Below are 16752 nucleotides of genomic sequence, written 5' to 3' on the forward strand. Positions count from 1 at the left end.
AATTATAGTTTTTTATATTCAGTTAATAATTGTTCGTAGGTTAGTTCTGATTCAATAAATTTTCTTTTATCGCCTTTTATAAAAATCGTCGCGGGAATACTTCCTGACCACGTTGGTTCTATGCGGTCGATATATTCCTGCGGATTACTTTCATTCAATAGAAAAACATTACTTTTCATGTTTTTTCTTTTGACAAAAGGAATTACAGCTGAATTTAATTTTGATTTAAAATCTACACTCACCAGTAAAACCGCTAATTTTTCTGCTTTATATTCGGCATTTAGCTTCTCAAAGTGCGGCAGTTCCTTAATACACGGTGCGCACCAGGTTGCCCAAAAGTTGACTACATAAGTGCTGTCTTTTCCGTTTTTGATTCTTTCGTTTAATTGGTCAACATTTAGCAATTTTACATTTTGACTATATGCCGTTATCGAAAAAGCAAAAAACAGGAAACTATAAATCTTAAATGCGTTGATTTTCATATTTTCAGGCTTAAAATTATTTTTTTTGCCTTACAAATATAAACTAATGACAAGTTAGTTTTTGTTAATAAAAGTTTAATGGATGGGAAATTTTAACGCGAAAGTATAGAGTGTAAAAGGGTATTATTTTAAAGACTGAAGAATATTATTCAGCTCTTTTACATCTTCCAGATAACGCGGATATTTTATTACATTCCTTACACTGTGATTTTCATTATTTGTTAAACCAATTCCATCTGTTTCCTGAAATTGAGATTCCATTATTAAACCATTTAAAATACAATTTGCAATATATTCTGAATGGGATTCAAATTTAGGAATGGACTCCAAATGCTTTGTAATTATTGGTTTTAAAAAAGATTTCTGATTTTCTTGTATTCCTGTCATTGGTAAAAGAAGCAAAAAGAAAATGGGATGTTTTTCAAAAGCAAGCAATTCATCGCATGTGAAAAACCATGCTTCAAAATGACCTCCCAGATTACCAATATAAATATCATTCAGAAAAAAATTGATTTCGTATTCCTGAAATTCAACGGCAAAATTCAAATTATCTGTTAGATTAGCCGTAATATATCTTGGGTTTTCGTCTATTGATTCATGATTGAAAAATAGTCGCTCCCAATTATAAAAATCGATTTCATTGGTTTCTATAACTTCAACTGCTTCATCAATATTAATTTCTTCTTTATCATCAAAGCCTCTGAACCAACATAAATAAAACTTCCAGAAAAAGGTATTTTCCCTGATTTCTTCTATTGCTATTTCGTTATTCATTCTTATAAATTATCTTTTGGTGTCCACATTTTGAAGAATTTAAACATTTTGTGATATTCTTCCCTTGGCACAAATGCGATACAAACTTCCTGATTTTCTAAAGACGATTCTGTTAATACAATGTTGTCAGCTTCTTTTTGTGCGTTTATAAACTCTGTTTCAGAGACTGCACAAACTACTTTTTTAAATATTCCGTTGATCCATTTCTGCATATTTTCGTTATGTTCAAACTTTCTAAAACAAGCTAAAGAAGCGTGCGCGGCTATTACCGGAACAAGTTTATCGGGAACGTCCCGTTTAACTAAAATGTACATTTTCATATTAAATTGTATTGTTTTTATAACGCAATATTCGCCACATGATTTATTATGCTCATTCTTAAAAGCATTAATTTTCTATTATAAATTATTCCTCATCCTCTTCATCATCATATGAAAGATAAGACCAATCAATATCTAAATTTTCTAAAATGCTATCAAAACGATCCTGATGGCTTGTTCCAATAAAAACTGCGGTGCAAGTATTCGTTTTATCAAAAGACAAACTGATTATCTCATTATAATCATCAGTATATACTTTTTGATTATCGCGACTAATTTCCGGTACTAAAGTCCAGTTTTGCTCTACAAATTTTACAATATCTGAATCAACCGTGCCAAAATAATTTCCGTTATACTTTAATCCGCCTAAAGTACCATTAAAAACAGCCATAAACAGAAAGAATTGCTCAGTTGTCCGGGTTTCAATTTCCCAATCTGATTTTTCGATCGTGTCATAATTGCCATAAACTGAAGGATTATCAAGTATTAAATCTTCTTTTTTGATTCCCCAAAATGCTACAGCCTGGTTTTCTTCGTAAATAACTAAATATCCGTCATCCGAAAATCCAACTTCATTGTTAAGTTTCAAAAGCTGATTAAAGGAATAATTCAGATTTTCTTCTTTCCCTAATTCCAGATAATATTCTTTAAGTTTTACAGGCAATGTTGTATCTAATCTTCTTTCAAGTTCAAGAATTTCTGCTTCTGAAAATCCAAAATTTTCACTTTCCGAAAGGTTATAAAGGCGTTTAATTTTTTGATAAATCATTAAGTATTATTTTATATGTGGCTGGCATTTTATTTTTCCAAAAAAAGTTCCAACTGCCTGAAAACAGGGATTAAGGATTTTCCTTTTTCTGACAAGGCATATTCAATATGCAAAGGTTTTAGCTTGATTACTTTTTTATCTAAAAGTCCAAAATCCTCTAGTTCACGAAGTGCGACAGCAACAGATTGTTTGTTCGCTCCTTTAAGATCTCTTAAAAGTCCGTTGAAACGTAAAGGCTTCTCAACAGCCAATAAAAAAATCTCTGGTTTCCATTTGCCTGATAATAACTTTAAAAGTCCCTGGGCCGGACATTCATTTTCTTTTTCTGTAGTCATATTTTTTAGACTAATTGACTTGTGATTAAATACGAACGAACTTTGTGTAAATTTAAAAATTAAATCCGAAGCGTAAATTAAAAACAGTCAGATGAAATTACTTTCGCTCTTATTAATCCTGATTTGTAGCAGCAATTTACAGTCACAAACCAACTCTAAAATGAATGAAAATAAAACCAATCCGTTGTTGTGCGATCCTGTAAGCGGAACCTGTGAAATAATTACTAACCAAATAACACCTGAAAAAGCAAATATCCAGACAGGAAATATACCTGTAAAAATAATTTATTATACAGATCCTATTTGTTCGTCGTGTTGGGGAATTGAGCCTCAGCTAAGAAAATTAAAACTGGAATATGGCGATTATATTAGTATAGATTACAGAATGGGCGGTTTATTACCGGATTGGAATTACAACAGCGGCGGCATCAGCAAACCTGCAGATGTAGCGCACCATTGGGACGAGGCGAGTTTGCATTATGAAATGCCAATTGATGGAAATGTATGGCTTGAAGATCCTCTGGATTCTTCTTATCCTTCTTGTATTGCTGTAAAAGCGGCACAAATTCAGGACAAGGAAAAAGCGGTGAAATTTATGCGGGTTCTTCGTGAAAAATTATACCTGGAAAAGAAAAATATTTCGAAATGGGAAAACATAGCAGAAGCAGCAAAAATTACCGGTCTTAATATCGAAAAACTGAAGGAAGATTATGAAGGAGATGCGAAAAAACTTTTTCAGGACGATTTGAACCTGGCTAAAACACTTGGTGTGAGAGGTTTTCCTACTATGTTTTTTGCTGATGAAAATAACAATCAGCTCACAGTTTATGGATCTAAACCTTATATTTCTTATGAAAATGCAATACTGGCATTATTTCCCGAAGCTAAAAAGAAGATCATAAATAAAGATGCCGTATCGATGTTTGAAATCTATCCCACATTAACACCAAAAGAATATGCTGTTATTAATAATATATCGTATCCTGAATCTCAAATTATTTTAGAAGAACTATATGAGAAAGGAAAATTAGACAAAAAGTCAATAAAAAACGGCTCACTTTACAGTAGAAAATAATCTAAAAACTAAAAGTTGTAAAGATTGATCCCTTCACAACTTTTAGTGTATAATATGCTCCCGCCTTTATTGGATTTTTGCTCTTTAATAAAAGGAATTAAATAAGCGAATCCTCAGGATCGCAAGGGAAATAAATCGTAATTTCTGTTCCTTTATTCAATGTCCCTACCGCGCGGATATTTCCGTTGCAGGTTTGCATTATTTTTTTGCACAATGCCAGACCAACTCCTGATCCGTCGTATTTTTCGAGAGTATGCAATCTGGTAAATATCTTAAAAATAGATTCAGCATATTCCTGCTCAAAACCAATTCCGTTATCTGCAAAAGTTATCCAATTGCAATATACTTTATTAGAATATTCATTGATTTCAGGTTCTTGTGATGCTGTAATTTTAATTACCGGAAGTCTGTCTAACGATGCGTATTTTAGTGAATTTTGTATAATATTAGAGAACAATTGTTTCATTAAAAATGGCACTGCATGAACTTCGGGCAGATTCTCACATTCAAAAATTGCCTTATTTTCCTGAATCACCTCTTTCATGTCCAGCAATGTTTCTTCCAGAATATGATTCAGGTTCACTTTTTCAAAAGATTCTTTCGTATTCTTTATTCGGGTATATTTGAGAATGTCTACTAACAAATTCTGCATTCTGTTGGCAGATTTTGTTACACGCTGCAATGAATCTATAATAGTCACCGAAGGAACATCATTAACATCTGAAAGTACTTTTGAAGCAATAAACTGAATCTTGCGTAAAGGTTCCTGCAAATCGTGCGTACTAATCCAGTTAATATTTTCAAGTTCCAGGTTTGTTTCCCTCAATACATCACTTAAATTTCTATATTTCTCTTCTTCTTCACTTAACAACAGCATTATAATCTGATTATGAAGAGAATGCGCGTAAGTTGCAGCTGCGTTTAGTTCCGGCTGTAACCAGGCTTTACTTTGATCTTTAATGATTTGTTTCCATAAATTAAATGAATTTCTGGGGTGTAATCCCTTACTGTCAATAATAATGGCTTTTTCCGGATCTCCTGCCCAATTTATAACGGCAACCGTTTCTGGTCTGTACCAAATAATATTATTGCCACTGCCCAAAGCATAAAAAATAATACCTGAAATATGTTCATAGCTGATCAAATCCGGCACATAATTGCTAAGTTTATTAGTACTGAATGTTTTTCCGTATTCATGAGACTGCATTGCTGAGATGATTTTGTCTATCTCTTTGTCTGATGGAGTAATTCCGCTTTTATATGTTTTACCGCCAATACAAATCGAAACTCCGGATGCATTGCACAGTTTTAATAATTCAGGATTGGCGCTGATAATTTCAAACGATTCATGTTCTAACGGAAGGCTTAAAGCCGTTAACCGTTCAAGCGCCATATTTGTTTTACGCGCAACTTCATATTCATCATTAGATTGTCTTAAATCTATCTGAGAAGTAATAAACTGTCCCTGAAGTTTGGCTGCGAGCCTAATTTCCGGCGAAATATTTTTAGGCGAATAATGATGACAGGCAATTAATCCCCATAATCTGTCGTGGTGAATAAGCGAGATTGTAAGCGTTGCGCCAACGCCCATATTCTTAAGATATTCAACATGAATTGGTGACGTACTTCTAAGTATGGAAAGACTCAGGTCAAGATTTTTATCTTCCTGATCGTCAATAGTATAAATTGGTACGGGCTGATAACCAATATCGACAATAAGCCGTATTTGATTTTTCATGTACAATTCTCTTGCCTGAACCGGAATATCTGTATGCGGATAATGAAGTCCCAAAAATGGTTCTATATCTTCTCTACAGCTTTCGGCAAAAACTTCACCATTATATTCTTCATCAAAACGATAAATCATCACACGGTCATAGCCTGTTATTTCACGTGTTCCTTCAGCAACAAGCGCACAAAGTTCTTTTAGCGATCGTGTATTGTTCATATTAGACACAAACTGAATGGTTTGTGCATAAATATCTGCTAATTGTTCTTTTCCTGAAGATTGAGGCTCTGCTTCGAGCACATATACAGCTCCGGATTTATGTATGTTAACCTGAAATGCAATTCCTTTTAATTCTACTTCAAGCGGAAAAACAAGTTGTTCTTTTTGATTGTGTACATAATCATAAAGTTCTTTTTGTGCCGGAGCGCCAAAAATTTCAGTGAATTTATGTCCCAATATTTCGTTGTAGGCCACATCAAGAAAAGACGAGATATTGCCAGTACAAAATTCGATTTTCCAGTCTAAATTTATTCCCAGTAAAAAACCATGCGGCTGAATACTTCCCGGAATATGTATGGGTTCATGCTCACAATTTGTAAGGGTGACCAAATCGCGGTTTACAATATCCTTAATCTTCATTTTTACCTGTATTCAAAAAATGGTTATAAATACAGTCAAAAGCGTAGACAGCACCTTCTATAATTTCATCTTCACAATTATTTTCTTCTTCATAAGCGGTAAGCAGGTTCAGGAAATTTTTCCAGTAACTTCCGGTTTTATTACCATATCCCGTAAAATAAGAAACTCCTTTTTGCTGGTCTAATCCCGGAATAGTTTCTACATTTTTCAAAATATATCTTCCGCCAAGTGTTGATCCTTCTACCACGTAAAGCATTCCTAAAGCAAATGGAATACTTATATTTTCATTTTTAAAAACAGATGCCGATTTATTTTTCGTATAATTCAAAAAAGAAAGATCATCCTGAATCAGTTGTGTTTTTTCTCTTTCTTTTAAATCCGGAATAAGATCATTAAGTACCGGAAAAACAACTTCCTGTGTACTGTAATACACCTCATACATAAGAGAAAGATAATGGCAATAATCATCTATTTGCATATTAGGAGCAAGAATAGATGCTGATACAGTAAGACTTTCCAGTTTTTTATGAGAGGTCGCCGTACGGGTTTTTAGTTTTTCTAAAAAATCTTCTGTTGTAGAAATATCTAAATTTTTAGTCATTATAGAAATCTGGTAATAATTTAACTTTTGGAGATGTACCTCATTTAGCAGTACTTAAGTAACTGCTAAATTTAGCGAATGCGGTAAAAGTAGTATTTTTAATTGGTTAAAATATCTTCCAGATTGTAATCTATCGACAAAATCTCATAAAACTATAAATTTTAGTGTATAGCGAGCTTTCTGATCATGTCTGTTGAAATAGGATCAGCATACATTCCAAAAGCACTCATTAAAACACCTTTAATATCCTGTTTGGCAGAACTTATTCCGTACACGATATCTTCATTGTCAGGATCTGAATCTCCTTCAAACCTAAAATAATATTCGATCGTAAATTCATCCGGCGATAATGATTCGGCACCATTATCATATAGTATGCAATCTTCGGCAATATTAAAATCTTTTGTAAATCCTTGTTCGCTAAGCCATTTTAATGCTTCGGTAACGGTATCAAATGAAGGTTTCTGGTGTATGTTTTCCATTATTTTATATTTTGATTTTTTATAAATAAACCATACCAGCCTTAAAATTTCAAGATTGGTATGGCATTTTGAATTAAATAATTAGCTTACTTTTTTAGAAATTTAATAAACTCTTCGTTGAATTTATCTTTTTCTTCTATGAACAATGCGTGACCGCTTTTCTCAAACGGAATCAGCACAGAACCAGCAATTGCCTTATTCATTTGTTCTGCCAAAGCAAAAGAAACAATCTTATCTTCTCTGGCATTAAAAATTAATGTAGGTACTTTTATTTTAGGCAAATCACCTCTTAAATCTTCATCACGCAAAGCGATCAAAGCCTGCTCCATTGCGTATGGCGAGGACTGCATTTCGATTGAGCCTAACCAGGCACCAATTCCGGGAGAAACAGATGTTGCTGACAAAGTAAAATAACCGCCAATTGCAGCCAATAAAGCCGGACGATCTGAGTTGTTTAAATTCACCCATTGCGTAATGTCATCTTTCGTAAAAAACGGATAAGGATAATCGGCTTTTTTAGTATGACATGGTGCCGCCGCTGCAAATAGGGCTAATTTGTTAATATGTGCGCCGTCGTATTTTGCTACATAATGCAAAGCAATTGCGCCTCCCATAGAGTGACCGCCAATTGCTGCATCTTTTATATCAAGTTTGTCTAAAACGGTTTTAATATCTGATGCAAACTGATCATAATTGTATTTCCCGTATGGTTTATCAGATTGTCCAAATCCTCTTAAAGTGATCCCAATTACACGATAACCTGCTTGTACCAAAGCATGATACTGGTATTCCCACATCGCATCACTTAACGGATAACCGTGAATCAAAACTACCGGTTTGCCATCGCCAACATCAGTAATATGCAATCTTACATTGGGTTCAACTTCTATATATTCTGCTCTTGCGCCGGTTGTTGCAACTGTACTATTTTCCGGTGATTTATCTTCTTTTTGTTTTGCACACGAAGACAATAAACCTACTGATACGAGGACCAATAAAACACTGGTTATTTTTTTTATAGTTTTCATTTTTAGATTTTTAAGATTATTATTTTTTGAAAAGGTATTTTTTAAGTTCAGCTGCAGCATGAACAAATAAAGATTTTGTCTGCGGAATATGTGCCAGCGGATTTAGCAATCCAAAATCATGAATGGTTCCGTTATAACGAATTGTAGTGACAGAAACTCCTGCCTGATCCAGTTTTCTTCCAAAAGCTTCTCCTTCATCACGAAGTACATCAGCTTCTGCAACCTGAATTAATGTTGGAGGAAAATCTTTTAATTGTTCTAAAGTGGCATTTAGCGGAGAAGCATAAATTTGCTCACGTTCTGCAGGATCTGTGGTATATAAATCGTACATCCATTTCATTAATGAAGTGGTCAGAAAACGGTTTTCTCCGAATTGTTTGTACGAATCTGTTTCAAAATTTGCTGCAACAATTGGCCAGAATAATACAAGAGATTGTAATTTTGGTCCGTTATTCTCTATGGCTTTCAAAGCTGTTACGGCTGTCATATTTCCGCCTACACTGTTTCCTACTACAGAAATTGTATTTCCGTCAACGTTAATCTCATTTCCGTTTGCTGCAATCCACTTTGTAGCGGCATAGATTTCATTTACTGCCTGCGGATATTTTGCATCCGGTGTTGGTGTGTAATTCACAAAAATTCCTGTGGCTCCGGATAATACTACTAAATCCCTTACCATTCTTTTATGTGTGGGATAATCGCCTAAAACCCATCCACCGCCGTGAATAAAAATAAAAGCCGGAAGTTTTTCTTTGTTTCCTTCGGGTTCAACAATGTTCAGTTTTATCGTGAAGCCGTCTTGCTCAATTGTCTTTTCAGATTCCTGAATTCCTGAATAATCAACTTCTACTGATTTTTGCGCTCCTACTAAAACTTCCCTTGCTTCTAAAGGCAGCAAAGATTCTAATGGAACTCCTCCGGAATTCAGCGCTTTTAAAAAAACTTTAATTTCTCTCGATATTGCATTATCATCTGCAACCGGAACTGTACTTTGATTTGTGTTCATGATTTTATAATTAAATTAATTATGGTTTCATGAATTATTATCCAAAGAGTATTCCTTTAAAATAAACCACTACAAATCAATACTTTAAAAAAATTTAAGCTTTTTTATTTTAACGATATATCATAGATTTACAGCTGAGAATGAAAACTATTCTAAAAAATGCTGTTTCTTTATTCCCAGTTTCTGCATTTTAGAGATTAAGGTTGTTGATGGAATTTCTAATTTTACTGCGGCTCCATTTGGACCGGAGATTCGGCCATTGCATAATTTTATGACTTTTAGAATATATTCTTTTTCCATTTCTTTCAAAGACTTGATTCGAAACTCAGAATGGATATTGGAAGCCAGGATTTTTTCGTTATCCAATAAAAAACTCACGTCATTAATAACAGTTCCATCAGCTAAAAGAATGCTTCTTTCTATACAATGTTCTAATTCCCTAATATTTCCAGGCCACGAATGATGGATAATTTCTTTTAAGGCATGAGCAGATAAAGTCTTGTTTTTCTTTTTTGTGCTAATGGAATATTTATTCAAAAAATGAAGGCATAAATCCGGAATATCTTCTTTACGATCCCGAAGCGGCGGAATGGTAACGGGAAAAATATTTAACCTGTAGAATAAATCTTTTCTAAAACGTCCTTCCTGCATTTCAAGCTGCAAATCTTTGTTTGTTGCGGCAATGATTCGAACATTGACTTTTTTGGCTTTTTTACCTCCAATCCGGTCAAATTCTCTTTCTTGTAATACGCGTAATAATTTGGTTTGCATTTCCAGCGGAAGGTCCCCTATTTCGTCTAAAAATAAAGTGCCATTATTGGCCAGTTCAAATTTACCAATTCGCTTTTCTACTGCTCCTGTAAAACTCCCTTTTTCATGTCCAAAAAGTTCGCTCTCGATTAAATGTACAGGAATTGCAGCACAATTAACCTTGATCATTGGCTTCTCACTTCTGCTGGAATTGGTGTGGATTTCGCTGGCTACAACCTCTTTTCCTGTGCCGCTTTCGCCAAGTATAAGTACGCCGCTGTCTGACGGGGCAACCTGATGTATAAGGGTTTTTACTTTTTTTATGGCAACACTGTTTCCTATGATTTTCGTATTGTTTTCTTCTTTTTGACTTTTTGCCGGATTAAATTTCAAAATATCAGAAAGTGATACATTTTCATGCTTGTTTTCTAATTTTCGCATAACGAGAATGTTCGAAACAGCCAGCGCCAATGGCAATGTCAAACCTTTTAGCAAACGAATTGCATTTCTATCGAGGGTTTGGGGCTTTCTAAAAAAGAGAAATAAAACCGAAGGATTATGTTTGTGATATTCTAAAGGTAAAATTACAAGTTCCCGCATTCCAAATACGGAAGTATTGGTTATAAAAGGAGGTATTGCATTTTTTTTAGGATTGGGCAAACCCAGATCAATCCTGACAGGATCAGCAGATCGAAGTGCTTCATAAAAAAAACAGTCGTTTACATCGTAGCACAATCCTTCGCTGGATTTTGCAATTTTTTGATCGCTGTGAAAAAACAACTGATATTGTTTTTCATGCTGATCTGTTGTTCCTATTGCTAAAAAATCAAATAATAAATGGTCTTTTAATTCCTGATTTACAACATTTAAAAATTCATCATAATCTAAACAGCGCGCAAAACTATTGCTGAGAGAGAGCAAAAGAAAATGTTCTTTTTCACGTTCCTGCATTAATTTTTGCGCAGCTTTGATTTTGTCCATAAATGAGATGAATCTTTAGTTTAGAATAAACAGTAAATTTAATAGCAATCATGGTTGACAAAAAAGTTAAATCGTAATAAAAATAGATTTTCTTATTTTCGTTTCCAGATTTCTGGTTTTATGTCCTTTTCCTGAAGTGTCTTCTACCAAAAGAATTTCACCGGTTTTGAAACTTCTTTTTTCTCCTGTCGAAGTTTCAATTTCTACACCGCCATCGAGCAAAATAATGTATTGCCGTTGTGGTGCACAATGAAAATCATAATTATAAGAAGGCAAAACTTCTCTAAAAATAATACTTTTGGTTGCCTGTGCTTGAGATAGAAAACCTATTTCGCCCTGATCTGAAAGCGGAATTTCTACATCTTCAAAATGACTTTCTCCATTTTCATCACTAAATACTCTGGTTACCTGAAACATGGTTTAGACTTTAAAAATATGTTTGTTTGCGATATCAATTTCGTCCATACTAATGGTATGTCCCATATTATCGTAAACTTTTTCGATCACATCAGCACCCATTTCTTTCAAAATGTTTGTCGTGGCATAAACACGTTCTACCGGAACATGAAAATCAGGATTACTGGTACCAATAAAAACAGGAGTTGCCTCAAAATTGCCTGAATAATTTTCAGGATAAATCTGATCGCCAATTAATCCTCCGGTAAAAATAACTGCTCCTCCATATTTAGCTGCATTTCTGGCGATAAACTCGGCTGTTAAACAGGCACCTTGCGAAAAACCAAGAAAATAAATATTCTCTTTATGTATTCCGGTTTTAACAATCTCTGCAACAACCTGACCTACAATCTCTAATGCTGATGATAACCAGGGTTCATTTTCCTGTGGTTTTGCCAAAAAAGAAAGCGGATACCAGCTATTTCCCGTTGCCTGAGGTGCATAAAAAGCAAAATCATCTACGTTTAGATGTGTGGTGAGCGACAAAATATCATTGGCACTTGCTCCTCGCCCATGCAGTAAAATAAGTGCTTTAGTGGCGTTTTCTTTTCCTGATTTAACTATTTGAATCTGATGCATATTAAATTATTTAGGGTCGTTTAAAGTTAGTACCGGCAAGGCTTTTTCTATTGTTTCCCGTTCTTTTTCAAACCAATTGGGCAGTTTTAATTCTTCGCCTAAATGATCGATATCTTCGTCTACGGCAAATCCGGGACCGGCTGTTGCTACTTCAAATAAAACGCCTCCGGGTTCTTTAAAATAGATGGACGTAAAATAATTACGGTCTAATATTTCAGTAGGATTTAATCCCCGTTCGACAATTTTTTCCCTGATTTTTTCCTGAGAAATCCTGTCAGCCGTTTTAAATGCCAAGTGATGAACGGTTCCGCTTCCGGCAAGACCACGCAAACTGTTGGGTTCACATAAAATATCAATATAATTTCCTGATGCATTCTCTGCCGCAAAACGGAATCGATTGTTGCTTTCGGCAATTAATTCATGGTCTAAATATTCTGTCAGTAATCCTCCGGTTTGTTCGTAGCCTTCATGCCATATTTCGACATTATGAAAACCTCTTATTGCATTCGATTCGTTAAAAGGTCCTTTATGATAACCTACTCTATTGTCATTATCATTAAAAATCAATTCCATGCCTAATCCGTCATGATCTTCAAAATAAATCACCACTTCGGTTTCAAAACGCAATTGAGGATCTTTATAATTGATTCCAAATTGTTTCAGTCTGTTTTCCCAAAATTCAATCGAGTTTAACGGGACCGAAAATGTTGTTGTATTCAACATTCCTTTTCCGTGACGTCCCATTTTTAATCCATCGTATGGAAAAAACGTCAGCACACTTCCCGGATTTCCTTCGGCATCGCCATAATATAAATGATACACCTGATTCGCATCAAAATTGACCGTTTTTTTAATCAGGCGTAATCCTAAAATTCCGGTATAAAAATCCAGGTTTTTCTGGGCATTTCCCGCCAGCGCTGTAACGTGATGAATACCTGTAACTAATTTTTCCATAATTAATTCAATTACTTTTCCCAGATATCAGCATATTCATCCGGATGTCTTTTAAACTGTGCAAAAACATACGGACAAAGTGGTTTTACCGTATATTTATGTTCGCGGACATACGCTGTCATTTCATCCAAAAGAAGTTTTGCATATCCTTTTCCGTTATATTCTTCATCGACTTCAGTATGATATACCGTCAGGATTGTACCTGAAATACTCAATACCATTTCGCCTATTTTCACTCCGTTTTCAATCAATTGAAAACCTCCGTGCTGCTTTTCGTCTAATTTTAATTTTACTTCCGGCATATTATTTTTCTTTAAATTAATTTTGGTAAAACCTCTTCGATTTTAGCTCTTAAAGGCTCGTGTTGTTTTGGCAATTTCAAATGTGTTCCTAATTCTGATAAAGGTTCATCTACTGTAAAACCAGGATTATCTGTTGCAATTTCAAAAAGAACCCCGCCCGGTTCACGAAAGTAAAGGGAATAAAAATAGTCACGGTCAATTTTTGGTGTAATACCTAAATTTTCGCTCATAATCCTTTCATGAAAAGCCATTTGAATTTCTTCATTTGCTACCCTGAAAGCAACGTGGTGATTGGTTCCTGCAGCATTTTGTCCGCTTGATCCTGTCGGGTTTTCCAACAAATCGATTATCGACGCATTTTCTACCGCATCAGTGGCAAAACGAAATCTGTTTGCTTCTTGCGAAACCAATTCGTAACCAAAAATATCCGTTAGGATTTTAGCCGTTTTATCAATTGATTTTAAAGATAAAGTCGTACTGTGAAATCCTTTTGTTGCTGCATCTTTTTTAACTTCTGCTGTTTCAAAAGCAACTCTGTTATCTGCCTTTTTAGGAATAATCAAACTGATATTCAATCCGTCAGGATCTGTAAAAGGCAATATTGTTTCGCCAAATCTCTCGCTTTGTTCCCCGAAATTTACATTATTTTTTTTGAATCTTTCTGTCCAGAATTCCAAACTTCCTTCCGGAACAGCATATCCTATTTCTGTTGCTTGTCCGTTTCCTGTTTTACCTTGTCCAATTCCTTCCCAAGGAAAAAAAGTAAGAATGGTTCCCGGAGTTCCAAATTCGTCTCCGTAATAAAAATGATACGTTCCCGGATCATCAAAATTAACGGTTTTCTTAACCATTCTTAATCCTAATACTTTGGTATAAAAATCATAATTGGCTTGTGCATTGCTTGCAATTGCAGTAATATGATGCAATCCCTGAATTTTTTCTTTCATCTTATTTATAGTTTAAATGAGTTTTTTATTTTTTTATTGTGTGCTTTAGATTGTGTGCTTTAGATTGTTTTTTTCTCACGCAGATTTGGCAGATTAAGCAGATTTTTATTTTCACAATTCACAATTAATTAAAAATATCCTTGTTTGATTTTTAGTTTTTTGATTTTTGAGAATAATGTCGAAGGTGAGATTTTCAATAATTCTGCTGCACCACCCGTACCATACACTTTACCATTGCAAAGGTTCAGGGCGTTCATAATATGTTCGCGTTCCATATCCTCCATGGATAAAATTCCGTTATCTGTTGCTGTTTTTGCTGTTGGAAAATCCTGCAGCAAATCAAATTCATCAATTTCATTTCCGGTTGCCAGTAAAATACTTCGTTCTATCAAATGTTCCAGTTCCCGTATATTTCCCGGCCAGTTGTAGTCTTGCAATTGCTGTAGGGCTTTTGCCGAAATTTTAATGTTATTTCGTTTTGATTTTAAAGCATATTTATCCAGAAAATAATACGCTAATTCCCCGATATCTTCTTTACGATCGCGCAGTGGCGGTAATTCTAGCGGAAAAACATTTAAACGATAATACAAATCCAGTCTGAATCTTCCTTCTGCAACTTCAGACGGCAGGCATCTGTTTGTAGCGGCAATAATCCTTACATTCAGTTTAATGGTTGTTTCTCCGCCTAATCTTTCTATTTCTTTTTCCTGTAAAACCCTAAGCAATTTTACTTGCGAATCTAAAGGCAATTCGCCTATTTCGTCTAAAAAAATGGTTCCGCCGTTGGCTTGCTCAAATTTTCCAATCCTTACATGGTCTGCTCCGGTAAAAGCGCCTCTTTCATGACCAAACAATTCTGATTCTATGAGGGATTCCGGCAATGCAGCACAATTTACAACCACTAAAGGTTTGGTATTATTGGCAGATAAGGAATGAATTAAATGAGCAATTTTTTCTTTTCCGGTTCCGCTTTCTCCCAAAATCATCACCGAAGTTTCTGTTGGTGCAACGATTTCGATTTTATGCATTAAATCAAGGAGTTTTTTATTTTTACCTATAATCTCCAGTTTTTTATTGTCTTTTAAAGGCTTTTTATTGTCTTTGTTTTCTAATGCATTTCCTTTTTCGAAATTGTATTTATAGCGTGCGATATCCAGCATTACAAACAAATCCCTTTCTCTGAATGGTTTTACTAAAAAACCATAAGGCTGGGTTTCTTTTACAGCGTTTAAAATAGAATGATTGGTATTGGCAGAAATGTATAAAAACGGAATTTTCTTTTTCTCTAATTCCCATGCAAGATCAATTCCGGTAAGATCTCCTTTGAGGATAATATCGAGTAAAACCCAATTTGGTTTTTCTGAGTCTATCAAAATGCGTGCTTCTTCGACAGATGCTGCGATGCCGCAAACCTGATAACCGGCTTTCATCAGAATAATTTTTAAATCATTCGCAACAATAAATTCATCTTCGACTATTAATATTTTCTCACTCATTTTGAATTTCCTTATTCTTGTTTATGCTTTTTTACTGTCTTGAAATTAATGGTAATGGTCAGTCCGTTTTTGTTTTCGATATTAAATATTCCATCTACTTGCGAACTTAAACCGTGCATTAAATTCATGCCTAATGAGTTTCTGTTTTTCAACTCAAAATGTTCGGGAACACCTACTCCATTATCTGAAATTATCAATTGATAGTTTTCATTTTCTATTTTTTTTAATCTAATATTTACTTCACCCTGAGTGGTCTCAGGATAGGCATATTTAATGGCGTTTATAATTGCTTCGTTTAAAATTAATCCCAACGGAATGGCTTGAGAAATGTCTAATTCGACGCATTCGATATCAAGTTTATAGGATATCTTTTTATCTGTATTAAAAACTCCTTTTAAATAATGGACTAATTCCGGAATGTACCAGCACATATCGATGATTTCCAGATTTTCGCTTTCGTATATTTTTTGATAAATTAACGACATGGCATTCATCCTGTGCTGACTGTCTTGTATCGCCAAAATCGCATCTTTATTCTCCAGATAGGCAGATTGTGTATTGAGAAGGCTGATCACGATTTGTAAATTGTTTTTTACCCGGTGATGCAATTCCTTCAAAAGCCAGTCTTTTTCTGAATATAACTTGTTTAAAGCTTCGTTTCGTTTACTGATTTCTTCTTCTTTTAATTGTAAAATCTGAAGGTTGTTCTGCTGTACTTTTTTGGAGCGAAAAAACAATCCCAAAATTATAAATACTAATCCTGGAATTACTACAAAATCATATCTTATTGGGGTTTTAAAATTATTTTTTTTCCTGAATGAGGTTTCGTTTGTATTTTCAAAATGGGAGATAATCGTCAAAAGTGCTTTTTCTGAATGACTTATTCCGCAGCTGACTTGTGATTTGATTGCACTGAATTCAATTTTTCTGGATTGTGTGCAACCACTTTGATTGGTGATTAATAATGAAATCACAAACCAAAAATGGATATGTATTTTTTTTAAACAATACTTTTTATACATCATCACAAGAATTTTTGATCAACTC

Annotated in this window: 19 protein-coding genes; 1 reads left to right on the forward strand and 18 read right to left on the reverse strand. The window is 34.4% G+C overall.

Translation table 11 applies throughout. From position 1 onward, the window contains the following. Positions 1-2 precede the first annotated feature (2 nt). The 5 genes from RC62_RS11200 to RC62_RS11220 all read right to left on the reverse strand — a co-directional run bounded on the left by RC62_RS11200 (position 3) and on the right by RC62_RS11220 (position 2680). Positions 3-482, reverse strand: coding sequence for a TlpA family protein disulfide reductase (locus tag RC62_RS11200; protein WP_055095307.1), 480 nt, complete (start codon positions 480-482; stop codon positions 3-5). Between the two features lie 123 nt (positions 483-605). Further along, complete coding sequence (locus RC62_RS11205; protein WP_055095308.1) at positions 606-1256, reverse strand: Imm19 family immunity protein; 651 nt, start codon at positions 1254-1256, stop codon at positions 606-608. Positions 1257-1258: 2 nt separating this feature from the next. Further along, positions 1259-1576, reverse strand: a complete 318-nt coding sequence (locus RC62_RS11210) for a peptidyl-tRNA hydrolase (protein ID WP_055095309.1) — start codon at positions 1574-1576, stop codon at positions 1259-1261. Positions 1577-1661: 85 nt separating this feature from the next. Further along, on the reverse strand, positions 1662-2345 hold the full coding sequence (locus RC62_RS11215) for a hypothetical protein (RefSeq protein ID WP_055095310.1): 684 nt from the start codon (positions 2343-2345) through the stop codon (positions 1662-1664). Between the two features lie 29 nt (positions 2346-2374). Beyond that, positions 2375-2680 carry a winged helix-turn-helix transcriptional regulator gene (locus RC62_RS11220; RefSeq protein ID WP_055095311.1) on the reverse strand — a complete coding sequence of 102 codons (306 nt, stop codon included), beginning with the start codon at positions 2678-2680 and terminating at the stop codon, positions 2375-2377. A gap of 160 nt (positions 2681-2840) precedes the next feature. Between RC62_RS11220 and RC62_RS11225 the strand changes: the two genes are divergently transcribed. Beyond that, the gene (locus RC62_RS11225) at positions 2841-3755 is read left to right on the forward strand and encodes a ClpXP adapter SpxH family protein (protein WP_055095312.1); all 915 of its coding nucleotides are present in this window, start codon (positions 2841-2843) and stop codon (positions 3753-3755) included. 97 nt (positions 3756-3852) lie between these two features. Here the strand turns inward: RC62_RS11225 and RC62_RS11230 are convergent, their stop codons facing one another. The 13 genes from RC62_RS11230 to RC62_RS11290 form a co-directional block, all read right to left on the reverse strand. Then, on the reverse strand, positions 3853-6123 hold the full coding sequence (locus RC62_RS11230; protein WP_055095313.1) for an ATP-binding protein: 2271 nt from the start codon (positions 6121-6123) through the stop codon (positions 3853-3855). Then, the gene (locus RC62_RS11235) at positions 6113-6724 is read right to left on the reverse strand and encodes a biliverdin-producing heme oxygenase (protein WP_055095314.1); all 612 of its coding nucleotides are present in this window, start codon (positions 6722-6724) and stop codon (positions 6113-6115) included. The genes RC62_RS11230 and RC62_RS11235 overlap by 11 nt, the downstream gene beginning before the upstream one ends. Before the next feature lie 161 nt (positions 6725-6885). Then, positions 6886-7206, reverse strand: a complete 321-nt coding sequence (locus tag RC62_RS11240; RefSeq protein WP_055095315.1) for a hypothetical protein — start codon at positions 7204-7206, stop codon at positions 6886-6888. A gap of 86 nt (positions 7207-7292) precedes the next feature. Continuing rightward, the gene (locus tag RC62_RS11245; RefSeq protein ID WP_055095425.1) at positions 7293-8234 is read right to left on the reverse strand and encodes an alpha/beta fold hydrolase; all 942 of its coding nucleotides are present in this window, start codon (positions 8232-8234) and stop codon (positions 7293-7295) included. A gap of 19 nt (positions 8235-8253) precedes the next feature. Beyond that, positions 8254-9240, reverse strand: coding sequence for an alpha/beta hydrolase (locus RC62_RS11250; protein ID WP_055095316.1), 987 nt, complete (start codon positions 9238-9240; stop codon positions 8254-8256). 147 nt (positions 9241-9387) lie between these two features. Then, positions 9388-10971: a sigma-54-dependent transcriptional regulator gene (locus tag RC62_RS11255; RefSeq protein WP_055095317.1), complete on the reverse strand. Its 1584-nt coding sequence runs from the start codon at positions 10969-10971 to the stop codon at positions 9388-9390. 66 nt (positions 10972-11037) lie between these two features. Further along, positions 11038-11388: a hypothetical protein gene (locus RC62_RS11260; protein WP_055095318.1), complete on the reverse strand. Its 351-nt coding sequence runs from the start codon at positions 11386-11388 to the stop codon at positions 11038-11040. A 3-nt stretch (positions 11389-11391) separates the two neighbouring features. Further along, positions 11392-12006, reverse strand: a complete 615-nt coding sequence (locus RC62_RS11265; RefSeq protein WP_055095319.1) for an alpha/beta hydrolase — start codon at positions 12004-12006, stop codon at positions 11392-11394. Positions 12007-12012: 6 nt separating this feature from the next. Beyond that, the gene (locus RC62_RS11270; RefSeq protein ID WP_055095320.1) at positions 12013-12960 is read right to left on the reverse strand and encodes a ring-cleaving dioxygenase; all 948 of its coding nucleotides are present in this window, start codon (positions 12958-12960) and stop codon (positions 12013-12015) included. Between the two features lie 11 nt (positions 12961-12971). Next, complete coding sequence (locus RC62_RS11275) at positions 12972-13262, reverse strand: GNAT family N-acetyltransferase (RefSeq protein WP_055095321.1); 291 nt, start codon at positions 13260-13262, stop codon at positions 12972-12974. Positions 13263-13273: 11 nt separating this feature from the next. Continuing rightward, positions 13274-14209, reverse strand: a complete 936-nt coding sequence (locus tag RC62_RS11280) for a ring-cleaving dioxygenase (protein WP_055095322.1) — start codon at positions 14207-14209, stop codon at positions 13274-13276. 128 nt (positions 14210-14337) lie between these two features. Beyond that, positions 14338-15705: a sigma-54-dependent transcriptional regulator gene (locus tag RC62_RS11285; RefSeq protein WP_055095323.1), complete on the reverse strand. Its 1368-nt coding sequence runs from the start codon at positions 15703-15705 to the stop codon at positions 14338-14340. 11 nt (positions 15706-15716) lie between these two features. Continuing rightward, entirely contained in the window at positions 15717-16730 is a 1014-nt protein-coding gene (locus RC62_RS11290) for a sensor histidine kinase (RefSeq protein WP_082421280.1), read from the reverse strand. Positions 16731-16752 lie beyond the last annotated feature (22 nt).

The sequence above is a fragment of the Flavobacterium aquidurense genome (assembly GCF_001404985.1).
GTDB classification, from domain to species: Bacteria; Bacteroidota; Bacteroidia; order Flavobacteriales; family Flavobacteriaceae; genus Flavobacterium; species Flavobacterium aquidurense_B.